The sequence below is a fragment of the Empedobacter sp. UBA7620 genome, from assembly GCF_002484185.1.
In the GTDB taxonomy this organism is placed as follows: domain Bacteria; phylum Bacteroidota; class Bacteroidia; order Flavobacteriales; family Weeksellaceae; genus Empedobacter; species Empedobacter falsenii_C.
This window is the reverse complement of sequence record NZ_DLJI01000012.1, coordinates 1-13875: the sequence shown is the minus strand read 5'-3', so window position 1 is coordinate 13875 and position 13875 is coordinate 1. Positions and strand designations below refer to the sequence as shown.

The 13875-nt window shown below is 31.7% G+C and carries 11 protein-coding genes; 4 read left to right on the top strand and 7 right to left on the bottom strand.

All coding sequences use genetic code 11. From position 1 onward, the window contains the following. Positions 1-34: 34 nt before the first annotated feature. Positions 35-1153, bottom strand: coding sequence for a calcium:proton antiporter (locus B2217_RS02020; RefSeq protein ID WP_180906021.1), 1119 nt, complete (start codon positions 1151-1153; stop codon positions 35-37). A 196-nt stretch (positions 1154-1349) separates the two neighbouring features. On the opposite strand from B2217_RS02020, the gene B2217_RS02015 reads away from it, so the two are divergent. Further along, positions 1350-1661, top strand: coding sequence for a DUF3817 domain-containing protein (locus tag B2217_RS02015; RefSeq protein WP_038333915.1), 312 nt, complete (start codon positions 1350-1352; stop codon positions 1659-1661). A 32-nt stretch (positions 1662-1693) separates the two neighbouring features. On the opposite strand, the gene B2217_RS02010 is transcribed toward B2217_RS02015, so the two are convergent. Together B2217_RS02010 and B2217_RS02005 are read right to left on the bottom strand one after the other, a co-directional pair. Beyond that, positions 1694-1999, bottom strand: a complete 306-nt coding sequence (locus B2217_RS02010; protein ID WP_219034548.1) for a helix-turn-helix domain-containing protein — start codon at positions 1997-1999, stop codon at positions 1694-1696. A gap of 12 nt (positions 2000-2011) precedes the next feature. Then, on the bottom strand, positions 2012-2440 hold the full coding sequence (locus B2217_RS02005) for a transposase (protein WP_180906023.1): 429 nt from the start codon (positions 2438-2440) through the stop codon (positions 2012-2014). Positions 2441-2590: 150 nt separating this feature from the next. Here B2217_RS02005 and fabV point away from each other — a divergent pair, with 150 nt between their 5' ends. Continuing rightward, positions 2591-3793 carry an enoyl-ACP reductase FabV gene (gene fabV, locus B2217_RS02000; protein ID WP_180906024.1) on the top strand — a complete coding sequence of 401 codons (1203 nt, stop codon included), beginning with the start codon at positions 2591-2593 and terminating at the stop codon, positions 3791-3793. Positions 3794-4106: 313 nt separating this feature from the next. Continuing rightward, positions 4107-5516, top strand: a complete 1410-nt coding sequence (locus tag B2217_RS01995) for an amino acid permease (RefSeq protein ID WP_180906025.1) — start codon at positions 4107-4109, stop codon at positions 5514-5516. Between the two features lie 342 nt (positions 5517-5858). Here B2217_RS01995 and B2217_RS01990 read toward each other — a convergent pair whose 3' ends face one another. Both B2217_RS01990 and B2217_RS01985 read right to left on the bottom strand, forming a co-directional pair. Further along, the gene (locus tag B2217_RS01990) at positions 5859-8738 is read right to left on the bottom strand and encodes a type I restriction endonuclease subunit R (RefSeq protein ID WP_180906026.1); all 2880 of its coding nucleotides are present in this window, start codon (positions 8736-8738) and stop codon (positions 5859-5861) included. An 84-nt stretch (positions 8739-8822) separates the two neighbouring features. Beyond that, positions 8823-9746, bottom strand: a complete 924-nt coding sequence (locus B2217_RS01985; RefSeq protein ID WP_180906027.1) for a tyrosine-type recombinase/integrase — start codon at positions 9744-9746, stop codon at positions 8823-8825. Between the two features lie 85 nt (positions 9747-9831). Between B2217_RS01985 and B2217_RS01980 the strand changes: the two genes are divergently transcribed. After that, complete coding sequence (locus B2217_RS01980) at positions 9832-11001, top strand: restriction endonuclease subunit S (RefSeq protein ID WP_291122041.1); 1170 nt, start codon at positions 9832-9834, stop codon at positions 10999-11001. A 3-nt stretch (positions 11002-11004) separates the two neighbouring features. On the opposite strand, the gene B2217_RS01975 is transcribed toward B2217_RS01980, so the two are convergent. Together B2217_RS01975 and B2217_RS01970 are read right to left on the bottom strand one after the other, a co-directional pair. Beyond that, positions 11005-12186 (bottom strand): restriction endonuclease subunit S, encoded by a 1182-nt coding sequence (locus tag B2217_RS01975; protein WP_291122040.1) that lies wholly within the window; start codon positions 12184-12186, stop codon positions 11005-11007. 46 nt (positions 12187-12232) lie between these two features. Further along, positions 12233-13792 (bottom strand): type I restriction-modification system subunit M, encoded by a 1560-nt coding sequence (locus B2217_RS01970; protein WP_291122039.1) that lies wholly within the window; start codon positions 13790-13792, stop codon positions 12233-12235. Positions 13793-13875 lie beyond the last annotated feature (83 nt).

The window sequence follows — 13875 nt, the reverse complement described above, 5'->3', positions numbered from 1 at the left end:
TTTTGAGTCGTTTTTTTATGTCTTTAAATTTCCTTTAAGGAACTATTGTTGTAAATAAATATGTCGCAAAAAGTGTTAATAAAACAATTCCTTGCTGAATATTTGTTCGACCAGAATTTAATGATAAATAAACGGTGAACAAGGATAACACTAATAAGATAGATGATTTTGCGTCTATTCCTAATGTGACTTCTAATCCTGTGAAATAACAAACGATTGCTACGGCAGGAATTGTTAAACCAATTGATGCTAAGGCCGAACCTAAAGCCAAGTTAAGACTTGTTTGTAAACGGTCTTGTTTTGCGGCTTTATATGCGGCTAAACCTTCTGGTAATAAGATAACTCCGGCAATTATAATTCCCACCAATGATTTTGGAGCGCCTAAATCCATCACAATTGTTTCGATGGTTGGCGATAATTTTTTTGATAACAAAACAACTGCACACAAAGCAACTAATAATAAAACCAAACTAGAAATTGTTGTAAGTAAATTTGGTTTTTCGACATGCAATTCTGATGTCACATTATCTTTGCTACTTTGTGGTAAGAAATAATCACGGTGACGAATGGTTTGGACAGAAATAAATCCGCCATATAAAATCAACGAAATAATTGCGACAAAAATTAATTGACTTGTCGAAAATTCTCCTCCTTTTTCTGAAGTTAAAAAATTAGGTAAAACTAAGGTTAATATAGATATTGCAACTAAAGTAATTAAAGCAGTTGAAACACCTTGTTTGATGAAATTTTGTTCTCTATAACGAACTCCTCCAGCCAATAAACAGATTCCGATAATTCCGGTAAGAATGATCATTACAGCAGCAAAAACGGTATCTCTTGCCAAAACAGAAGGGAAGCCGGTAGGTTCGGACATCATTAATGAAACAATTAGCGAAACTTCTATAACTGTAATAGCTAAAGCCAATATAATGGTTCCGAAAGGCTCTCCAACTTTATGCGCTACAACTTCTGCGTGATGTACAGCTGATAAAACGGCTGAAATTAAAATGATTCCTAAGACTCCAGAAAACCACATCTGACCTTTAAATCCTTCGGCTATAGTTAGTGAAAATATGGCAAGAATGGGACAGATGATTGTCCAATATGGTAAAGCTAAATTGAATTTTTTTGAAAGAAAATTATCTACATGCATTAATTATGAGGTTTTGGATTTTCACAAATTTAATAAATAATATTGATAATTATTATGTATAATTATCATAAATAGTAATAATTATAACATTTAATTATCATAAATATTAATAGTTATTTCAATAATTGAGTAAAAATAAACTTTTTAACTAATGATTATCATACCTCTACTATCAATAAACGATTAAATTTGCAAAATGTTAAACGTATCTGACGAAAAGTTAAAAAAATGGTTTAGCACATCATGTGTGTGGGAAACGATAAGTTGTACGCTCTTATTTTTGGTCGCAATGCCAATAAAATATCAATTCGATTATGTGTTGCCAATGCCATTTGCTGGTTGTTTTCACGGTTTTTGGTTTACAGCTTACTTGATTTTACTTTTTAGAGTTAGAAGAATATATAAATGGGACGACGAAGACTTTATCATTTATGTGATGTACGCATTTATTCCGTTTGCAACTTTAGCGGTACATAAAGTAATAAAAGAGGATAAAAATAATAGATAAATTAAAAAACGGTTTCTTTTTGAAACCGTTTTTTAATACCCATATATTTTGCGCCATTTAGCTACAGTGTTTCGACTGATTTTAAATTTATCAGCAGTATACGTATTGGTATAATTATTTTTTTGCTGAAATTTTAAAATTTCTAGAACAGAATTCAAATCATAAGATTTATGCTTTTGATTTTCGGCTGTTTTGTTAGCATTTAAGATTTCTGAAACTTTTATAACATCCAAGACATTCATATTCTTTTTTAACAATTTTTTTGTCTGTTCAGTTTTTTCAGGGAAATTACGTTTGATAATGTCTTGATAGATTTTTTGGTAGTTTGGTTTTTCCATAATGAGTAAGATTTAATTTTGTGGTAGGTATTTTTTTATCCAATTATGAATGGTATTTTTAGGGATATTGTATTCATTCGAAATTTCTTGAATTTTCTTTTTTTCTTCAGTGTATAAATTCAATACAAAATCTATAATCTCTTTTGTATACACACTTTTGCGATAATTTGGTAAAACAGAGCTTTTAGGGGATGTTGAAGTTGCGGCGTTTTTTCCAACAGGAGCAAATAAAATAATGTGCTGCGTATAAATTCTAAAAAAATCATATTCCAACAACTTCGACCATTTTAATAAATCGTCTGTTTGTATACTTTTACTTAAATATTGAGCATTAATTTCTTTTTCAGAATAAGTTTTGAAGAAACTTTTGATACGGGATATATCAATTCCAAGTTCGTCGACTCTTTTTTTGATTAAAGAGCCTATGTGAATATCTTTCATAGGTAAGTAGGTTTTGAGTAATTGTAAATATAGTAAAACGAAATCAGTATTCCTATTAATTTTATCAAAAATAGAATGATTTTATGTACAAAAAGATCGTTTCGTTATATAGAATTTATTTTATAAATTTATGCGACTAAATTAAGTATAATGATTATTCAACCAAGAACAAGAGGTTTTATTTGCATTACGACTCATCCTGAGGGAACTGCAAAAAATGTTCACAATCAAATTGAGTACGTAAAATCAAAAAATATTTCAGCCGAAGGACCAAAAAAAGTATTGGTAATTGGAGCTTCGACAGGTTTTGGTCTGTCATCTCGTATTACAGCTGCTTTCGGATATAATGCTGCAACAATAGGTGTTTTCTTCGAAAAGCCTGCTGCGCCAAGAAAACCGGGGACTGCAGGTTGGTACAACACAGCTGCTTTTGAAAAAGAAGCGCAAGAAGCTGGTTTGTATGCAAAAAGTATTAATGGAGATGCTTTTTCTGATGAGATTAAACAACAAACGATTGATTTAATCAAACAAGATTTAGGTCAAGTAGATTTAGTGGTTTACAGTTTAGCTTCGCCACGTCGTACACACCCAAAAACAGGTGTTGCGTATTCATCAGTTCTTAAACCAATTGGAGAGCCATTTACAAATAAAACAGTAGATTTTCATACAGCAGAAGTAACAGATATTACAATTGATCCGATTGAATCTCAAGAAGAAATTGATAATACAATTGCTGTAATGGGAGGTGAAGATTGGAAATTTTGGATGGAAGATTTGAAAGCTGCTGGTGTTTTAGCTGAAGGTGTAAAAACTGTTGCTTATTCTTACATCGGGCCAGAATTGACTCATAGAATCTACAAAGATGGATCGATTGGTATGGCTAAAAATGATTTAGAAAAAACGGTTCCAGTTATCAACGAACTATTGTCAGATTTGAATGGTGTTTCTTACGTTTCTGTAAACAAAGCTTTGGTAACACAATCGAGTTCTGCGATTCCAGTTGTACCATTATATATTTCGTTATTGTACAAAGTAATGAAAGCAAAAGGAATTCATGAAGGTACAATAGAGCAAATGCAACGTTTGTTTGCAGAGCGTTTGTATACTGCAAACGGAGAAGTTCCTTTGGACGAAAATGGACGTATTCGTATCGATGATTTGGAAATGCGCGAAGATGTACAAAAAGAAGTAGATGATTTGTGGAAAATTGTAACTTCTGAGAACATCAAAGAAATTTCTGATATCAAAGGTTATCATGATGAATTCTTACAGTTGTTTGGATTTAGTTTTGATGAAATCGATTATGATGCTGATACAAACGAATTGGTTTCAGTTCCAAGTATTGCAGAATAAGAAGATCGTTTCAATAAAATAATACAAAACCTCGAAAATTATTTTCGAGGTTTTTTTTTGTCTCAATAAAATAAGTGAAAAATAATTTTATTCGTATTTATTCGATTTATTGAATTTTGTTTTGTTAAAAATATGAATCAATTTTTATGAATAATTTAAAAATATGGTTTAATAATAGTTTTAAATTGTATTATTATTAAATTTTAAGTTTTCTTTTAGAAATATATCCAAAAAATATGAAATTTATTTTTCAAATCTGAAAAATATATCCGAAACACTTTACATTTCATCAAGTTTTAACACATGTATTTTTATGTCAATTTGGAAAATTAAACCATTAGCGAAGCTAATAGAAGATTCGCAAGAAACGGAAGGTGGTTTAAAAAGATCTCTATCTTCTGGAGCCTTAGTTGCTTTGGGTATTGGCGCTATTATTGGTGCCGGATTATTTAGTTTAACAGGTATTGCAGCAGCAGATCACGCTGGTCCAGCAGTTACTTTATCCTTTGTTTTAGCCGCAGTTGGTTGTGCTTTTGCAGGACTTTGTTATGCCGAATTTGCTTCGATGATTCCAGTTGCGGGAAGTGCTTACACGTATTCTTACGCAACAATGGGCGAATTTATTGCTTGGATTATTGGTTGGGATTTGGTGTTAGAGTATGCATTGGCAGCAGCAACCGTAAGTGTGAGTTGGTCGGCATATGTTGATAAATTTTTGCAAGGAATTAACATTCATTTACCTCAAGAATTATTGCATGCTCCAGCTGATGGCGGAATGATAAATTTACCTGCAATCTTTATTGTGTGTTTATTATCATTAGTATTAATCAGAGGGACAAAAGAATCTGCGATTATTAATAATATTCTTGTTATTTTAAAGGTAAGTGTAGTAATTGTTTTTATTGTTTTAGGTTGGAGTCATATTAACCCTGAAAATCATATACCATTTATTCCTAAAAATATTCCAGGAACACAATTCGGAGGAATGCCAGGTATTGCAGCTGGTGCAGCAGTTGTTTTCTTTGCCTTTGTTGGTTTTGATGCGGTTTCTACAGCAGCACAGGAGGCTAAAAATCCACAAAAAGGAATGCCAATTGGTATCTTAGGATCGTTGGTGATTTGTACCATTTTATACGTATTATTTTCGTGGGTAATGACAGGTTTAGTACCATACGAAATCTTTAAAGGAGATGCTTCACCAGCAGCGACAGCATTTGCGGTAACAGGATATACATTTTTGCAAAGTGTATTGATTTTAGCAATTATCGCAGGATATACATCGGTTATATTAGTGATGTTATTAGGGCAAAGTCGCGTATTTTATAGCATGAGTAATGACGGATTGTTACCTTCTTTCTTTTCAGATGTTCACAAAAAATTTCATACACCTTGGAAAACCAATTTATTCTTTTTGGTTTTTGTTAGCATTTTTGCAGGTTTTGTACCAATCAAAGATTTAGGTCATATGGTAAGTATTGGAACTTTATTTGCTTTTACTTTAGTTTGTATTGGAATTATTGTGATGCGTAGAAAAATGCCAAATGCTGAGCGTAAGTTTAAAGTTCCATTTGTTCCTCTAGTTCCAATTTTAGGAATTATTGTTTGTGTTTATTTAATGACATCTTTGACAATGGAAAGTTGGTGGAGACTTTTGATTTGGTTAGTAATCGGAATTTGTATTTACTTTTTCTACGGAAAACAACATAGTAAGGTTGATGATTAGGAAATCATCATTTTGAGTTTTTTAGAAATCCTTTGTCTTTTTAGATGAAGGATTTTTTGTGTTGATGTAAAACAAAAAAAGCTTGAACAAATGTTCAAGCTTTCAGCGGGCTGAAAGGTACTTCAGTCGAACATTTGATGTCGTTTTTGACGTTTTTAAATAAACTTTGATTTTCAGATTTTCAAAAAAAATATTCTATAAAATAGAATGAAGAAAATGATATGATTCAAGAATAAATAAAAAATGGTACTCTTTGTATTTCAAAGGTACCATTTGTCATTGTGAGCTATAAAGATACCTCCGTCGGATTCTTAATTTTGTTATTGGGTAATTGTAAAAAGATCAATCCCCCACAATGCCAATCACAAAAGTATCGATAAAGTCTTTTATTTTATTTAAAATACGATCACCCGTTTCTTTAAATTTCAAAACACTTGGCTTACCATCTTTTCGAAGACTTAAAAGCTCATCACGTAGTGGCTCTCGTTCGGTAAAGAGATAGTTTTCAATTAGTTTTTCAGTTTTTTCGAAATATAAATTTTCATCATTCACCAATTCTTGCATAGCCTTTTCTTGTTCGATATTCCAGAATTTTTCAAACTCTTCTGGAATACTATCTGAATCTTCAATGTGAGGTAAACTTTCCTGAATAAACTTTTCAATCAATTCTCTTTTACTCCTCAAAGAAACTTCAGTATTCAACAAATTAAAAATATCTTTTTCGATACTTTCCTTGTCTTTTGCACCGTGTTTCGAACTAAATTTTATAAGCAATTGCAAGATATAGGTAACATTAATCGTATCACGACGTATCAATTCCAATTCGAAATCGATATCATTAAGAATCGAAGTTTTTTGAACGTCCGTTTTTAGATTGATTGAATCTTTTAAATCTTGATATTTACTACTATATCCGTTGAAAAGGTCTTGATTTAAAGCTAAATCATCCCAAGTAAATTCGGAATAATGCCCCATCTTTTTCAATAAGCGCATTAAATCTCTAAATGACTTAATAAACTCTAATTGTTCTTCTTCGCTGTACAATTTATCTACGGAATTCACTTTTGGCGCAATGCTCATAAGCTTGCCAACAGCCATGTTAAATTGTTCGACATACTTCTCATATGGTTCCACAATAATTTCGGCAACGGCTTCTTTATTACTGAATAATGCAATGGCTTCGTCTGTCTTATCTTTCAAGTTTCGGAAACAAACAATATTTCCTTGCGTTTTATTTTTATCCAAAATACGATTGGTACGGCTAAAAGCTTGAATCAAACCATGAAATTGCAAATTTTTATCAACATACAACGTGTTCAAATTTTTACTATCATACCCCGTCAAAAACATATTGGCAACCAATAAAATATCGGCTTCTGGTTTGGGATGTTTTGACTTTTTTGCAACTGCATTGTAATAATTATAAAAACCTTCGGTGTCTTTTATGCTCTGTTTCTCTCCAAATAATTCATTGAAATCTTCTACATATTTTTCCAACAATTCCCTACGATGCGGAATAACACGTGTTCCATATTCTGCTTGTGGTTCTGCAGCAACATTGAGTTGTACTGCAACGCGCTCTTCCATTTCTTCCTCATTCTGAGCGTAACTAAAAATCGTAGTCACTTTCAAATTATGTTCGCCATTTAGCTTTTTACGCTTGAAAATTTCATAGTATTGAATAACCGAATCAATATCCTGCACACACATCATCGCACAAAAATTTCTACTTTGCGTCTTCTGATCGTGATATTGAATAATGTAATCAACAATAGCTTCTTTGCGTTCGGGAGCTTCGTAAACTTCGGTTTCGTTGATTTGCTCTACTTTCAAATCGACAATATGCTTTTTCTGCTTGAAAGTTTGAACATATTCCACTGAAAACTTCAATACATTTTCGTCTCGAATGGCATCTGTAATCACATATTTGTGCAAGCATTTTCCAAATAAACTTGCTGTGGTTTTCATGCCATCGGAATTCTTTTCAAGAATAGGCGTTCCCGTAAATCCAAACAACTGAATATTTCTAAAATAACCAACGATATTTTTATGTGTATCACCAAATTGCGAACGATGGCATTCATCAAAAATAAAAACCATTCTTTCATCCTGAATCGGCTTCATTTTCGAAATGTTTCTACCCGAAATTGCATTATTTAATTTCTGAATCGTTGTAACAATAATGCGAACATTGGGGTCTTTGAATTTTTGAATAAGATCATCCGTATTCGTCGCAGAACTTACTGAGCCTTTGCTAAATGTGTCGTATTCACGATTGGTTTGATAATCCAAATCTTTTCTATCCACCACAAAAACCACTTTTTTAATGGCTGGAATGTTAGACAAAATCTGACTAGCTTTAAAACTAGTCAATGTTTTACCACTTCCTGTCGTATGCCAGATATAACCGTTCTTTTCGATATTGTAACCGTTCAGAATTTCGTTTTCTTTTACCTTTTTAATGATACTTTCAACCGCATAATATTGGTACGGACGAAGCACCATTAAGGCTTTCGCAGTTTCATTAAGAACAATATACTTGCAAATCATTTTACTTACATGACAAGGCTCCAAAAACGTATCGGCAAATTCTGTAATAAGATTATTTAATGGATTATTCTGCTCATCTGTCCAATGAAAAGTCTGCAAAAATTCTTGTGGATGAGAACCAAAGTTGCTGAAATATTTGGTGTTCACGCCATTGCTTATAATAAACAATTGCACAAAGTGAAACAATCCTTTTCCCGCACCAAAACTGTGTTTTTGATAACGGTTAATTTGGTTAAACGCTTCTTTCATTTCCAAACCGCGTCGTTTCAATTCAATTTGCACCAGAGGCAAGCCGTTAATTAATAAAGTAACATCGTAACGATTTTCGTATTTTCCATCTTGTGTAATTTGATTGGTAACTTGATATTCATTTTGGCACCAATGCTCAACATTTAGAAATTCAAAATACAAATTATCGCCATTATCACGGATAATATGATGTTTCTTTTCTCGTAATGTTTTCGCTTTTTCAAACACAGAACCTTTAGTAAGAATGTTCAATACCTTTTCAAATTCACTGCCCGAAAATTGGATATGATTATGTTTCTCTAACTGTGATTTCAAATTTGACTCTAAAGCTTTTTCATCTTTAATGCTCACATATTTATATCCCAATTTTTGTAATTGTGAGACAAATTGTTCTTCTAATATTTGCTCGGATTGTTTGCTCAAAATAATTATGAATTAAGAGTTTATTTGGTTCTTTTAGTATATAGACAAATCTAATAAATAATCTCCTAATTCATAATCTAAAATTTATTTAAGTGCTTTGGACATTTGCTCAATTGCTTTTTTCTTTTGCTCTAAATTCGGATGAACATAAAGATTCAAAGTCGTACTGATGTTGGAGTGTCCAAGCAGCACACTTACTGTTTTATAATCGCAATTACTTTCAATGCAACGTGTAGCAAAACTATGTCGCAATCCGTGAAATTTCATTTCGGGAATCTCTAAATAACTCATCAGGTTTTTATAAAAACTTCGGTAAGTTCTAGGCTCTGTAGGTTTAGCATCGTTTGTTAGAACGAAAAAAGAAGGATTGACTATCTTTTTAATAGGTTTGATTAGCCTAATTAAATCTTTGTTCATAGGAATTTCACGGATGGAATTTTTTGTTTTAGGTGTGTCCAAAAGCAATTCTGTTTTTCGAACACCATCTTCAATCACATAAATTCGCTGTATGGTTCTATTCACATTAATAATCCCATTGTCTGTATCAATATCGTCCCAAGTAAGGGCACAAACTTCCCCAATGCGCATTCCTGAGCATAAACACATCAAAACGCCCAAATTTCGAAAAGTGAAATGCTCTTGAATGTGGTTCATGATTTTTTTCTGATGCGTTCTCGAAAGCACTTCCACGTGTTGGTTTTCACGTACTGTCGGATATTGAATTTCAAAAGCATCGTAAGCAATCCATTTGTTCTTTGCACCAAATTTCAGCACCATTTTAAAAACAATCAGAATGTCTTTAATCGTTTTCTGACTAAGCCCTGCTTCTAATTTTTTTAAAACAAAATTTTGTACATCCGCTTCTTCTACTTCATAATTTTCACCAAAAATTGGCAACAAATGATTTTCTAATAACAATACATACGCTGAATAGGTTGATTTCTTTACATAGTTCTTTTTGTCTGTTTTCCAAAGGGCCACAATTTCCTTAAAGTTTTTTTTGTCCATCTTTTATAATTTAATTAACAAAGGAAAACATTTAGAGATTGAAGATTGTTAATCTTTCAGATTTGAGATACAAAATGTTCCAAATTTGAGATTTCCGGGGTTTACTGACGAATGGAAAACGAGGAAATTGGGGGAAGTAGCAATTGTTTCCTCAGGTGGAACTCCAAATAGATCTACCTCTTCCTACTGGAATGGCAACATTCCTTGGGTTTCTACGAGTTTAATTGATTTCAACTTTATCGAGAAAGTAGACGAATATATAACAGAAGAAGGGCTTACTAATTCATCAGCAAAACTATTTCCAAAAGGTACTTTACTGATAGCCATGTATGGTCAAGGAAAAACGAGAGGTAAAGTTGCAATATTAAATATTGAAGCGACAACAAATCAAGCTTGTGGGGCAATAACAACAAATAATGACGTTCTCAATCCCCTTTTTGCTTTTCAAAATCTCACAAAAAGATATGATGAGATAAGAGATTTAAGTAATCAAGGAGGCCAAGAAAATTTAAGTGCTGGTATTATTAAAGGAATTAAAATTAATTTCCCGGAAGTTCAAGAACAACAAAAAATAGTTTCTTTTATTGATCTTATTGACGAAAGAATCTCAACCCAAAACAAAATAATAGAACAATTAGAAACCTTAATTAAAAGTGTTAGCCAAAAAATATTTACTCAAAAAATTAGGTTTAAAGAGTTATCTGATGAATGGAAATTAGTAAGCTTAGGAGAGGTCGGAGAAATAATTACGGGAAAAACACCTAGTACTAAAGATTTAGATTTATGGAGTGGAAATATTCAATTTGTAACACCAACAGACATAAAGGAAAATAAATATCAGCATTCAACAGAGCGAACAATTAAAAAAACTGATAAACTTAAAATTCTTCCGCCAAAAAGTATAATGTTTACTTGTATAGCATCAATAGGAAAAATGAGTTTATCTCTATATCCATCGGTAACAAATCAACAAATCAACAGTATCATTCCTCACTCGTATTTTAGCAATGAGTTTATATTTTATGCAGTAAAAAACATTGCTGAGATTATAAAATCTACACAAAGTACATCTACTATGCCTATTATTAATAAGACTGAATTTTCAAAATTCAAAATTTCTATTCCTTCATTGAAAGAACAAAATCACATAGCATTTTTTCTATCGAAAATCGATCAAAAAATAGAAACCGAAAAATTAGTTTTACAACAACTTGAAAAACAAAAGAATTATCTTTTACAGCAAATGTTTATATAAAATCTATACAAACATTTGCTGTAATAAAAACTTTTTCTGTTCCTTTAATTTTTGTAATAATTGATTCTCAACTTCAATTTTTGAATCAATCGAGGAAAGGAAATTAGCTATTTTGGTTTGTTCATCAAAAGAGGGTAACATAATTTCTAAATTTGAAAATATTGAAATCCAATGTCTTCCATGTCCACCTGTTTCATATGCAATCATTTGAATTGCTTCAAATAGAAATTTAATATTATTCTTATTTTTAGCTTTTAAAATTTTCATTGCAGATGATTTAGCTTTGAAAGGAAAATTAACAAATTGACTTGCAGTTGTAAAATCATCGAAAATAATAACTGGTAATTTCTCTTTTTCAAAAATTCCTTTTATTTCATTTGTATATCCTAAAACAAAAGTCTTTCCAGCTGTTACTACGGGGGTTTCAAAACTATTATCATATTCTGTACTTGTAACTAAATAATTTGTAGGTTGTTCATAATCTAAAACATCGCCCAATAAAATTTCTTCCCAATATGAAAAATCATTTCCATTATTATCTTTAAATCTAAACTCTTGTGAAAATATCTTTTTAGCAAACGTAGCTTTCGATGCAAGTAACTCCTTAATTATTTTGCTTTGGGTTTGGATTCTCTTGTCCAATAAAGCCAAAAAAGAAGAAATCTTATTCTGTTCATTAAGTTTAGGTATTGCCAAAGAAAGTGAAGATAATTGACTTGAATATAAATGTACTACGGAAATACCTTGCGCCAGATTAGCTATTTCCATTTTCTTTTTACTGTTTAGATAATAAGACAAAAAGATTCCATTATTATTAGTCTTAATAATATTCAAATCACCACCTAGTGCAATGCCCGATTTCAAGACACAGGAAGCTGTCGCAATATCGATTGTTGTTTCGCCAGAAGCAGGAATTATGACGTCATTCTTTTCACTTAAGACTAAAGTTGATGGATTTACATTAGTCTTGGATTTTATCTCGTTGATTACTTCTCTGTAATGCGTATAGAGTTCACCATATCTTATACATTCAATAATTCCATTTTCCTCTATATCACTTTTAGAAATTCCCTTTCCCTTTGAAAACGTAGCAATCTCTCCCAACTTCTTAGTTTCCCACTCTCCCTCAAACTCAGGAAATCTCAAATTTGGAACATTATCTACTTTTAATTTTTTATTTGTCATCTCGATAATTTAATTTTCGTTAGTAAAAACATTAAGGATAAAAAAATTAAAAAACAAGTCCTAATTCTTTGAAATACACATCAATTTCTTGATCCAACTCCGCTCGTTTAGCTTCCAAAGATTTGATTTCTTGCATTACTGCGTGAATATCAATTTCCTCTTCCTCTTCAAAAGTATCCACATAACGAGGAATATTAAGATTATAATCATTCTCGGCTACTTCTTGCAAAGTAGCTAAATGACTGTATTTCTCAATAGAAGTTCGGTTGCGATAGGTTTCTACAATTTTATCAATATGCTCATCACGAAGCATATTTTGGTTTTTCACTTTTTCAAAATCTTTGCTCGCATCAATAAACAAAATGTGATCTGGATCCTCCTTACACTTTTTGAAAACCAGAATACAAGTCGGAATACTCGTTCCGTAAAAAATATTGGCAGGCAAACCAATAACGGTATCCAAATAATTTTTCTGTTCGATCAGATATTTTCGAATATGCAATTCAGCCGCACCACGAAACAAAACGCCATGTGGCAATACAATCGCCATCGTTCCATTTTCTGCCAAATGATAAATCATGTGTTGTACAAATGCAAAATCAGCTTTACTTGCAGGAGCTAATTTTCCATATTGGCTAAAACGATCATCATTTAAAAATAAAGGATTCGCACTCCAATTTGCCGAGAATGGAGGATTTGCTACAATAGCCTCAAAAGGCATATCGTTTAAATGTTGAGGATTTTCAAGAGTGTCTTCCTGTTTAATATCAAATTTAAGATAATGAACTCCGTGCAAAATCATATTCATTCGAGCAAGATTGTAAGTTGTGCGATTCATTTCTTGTCCGAAGAAATTATTGACATCTTTCACTTCTTTGGATACACGCAACAACAAAGACCCTGAACCACAAGTAGGATCATAAACCGATTTTAGACGATTTTTACCTGTAGTCACAATTTTTGCAAGTATCTTGGAAACCTCTTGTGGTGTATAAAATTCACCTGCTTTTTTTCCTGCACCACTCGCAAACTGACCAATCAAATATTCGTACGCATCACCTAAGACATCTAATTCTGTATCATTTAGTTTAAAATCAATTTCATCTAAATGAACCAAAACTTTTACGATGATTTCATTTCTTGCCTCGGCAGTTTTACCCAATTTGGTACTGTTGAGATCCATATCTTCAAACAAGTTATCAAAGTCTTCTTCACTTTGAGTACCCATAGTACTTAATTGGATATTTGTCAAGATTTTTTGTAAATCTTCAAGAATAAATGTATCTGTATCACTATTTCCTCGTCGCGCAATTTCACTAAAAAGTTCAGAAGGTTTTAGAAAATAACCTAAAGTTTCTAAAGCTTCTTCTCTTACTGCATCGATGTATGCTTGACCTTCAGATGTATTTTCATTAATATCTATGAACTTAATTTTGTCTTCTTCTAAAATAGAATTGGCATAAATCTCCATTTTTTCTGCCAAATATTTGTAAAAAATAAATCCCAAAATATAATCTCGGAATTCATCAGCATTCATTTTACCACGTAGCGTATTCGCAATATTCCAAAGCTGTTGCTCTAATATTTTCTTTTGTTCTTCTGACATTTTAAATGAAATTTATGATTGAGGATTTATAGTCTCAAAAAGTAACCGCTAAAATAAGAAACAATAAAAGAAATTAAAAATAT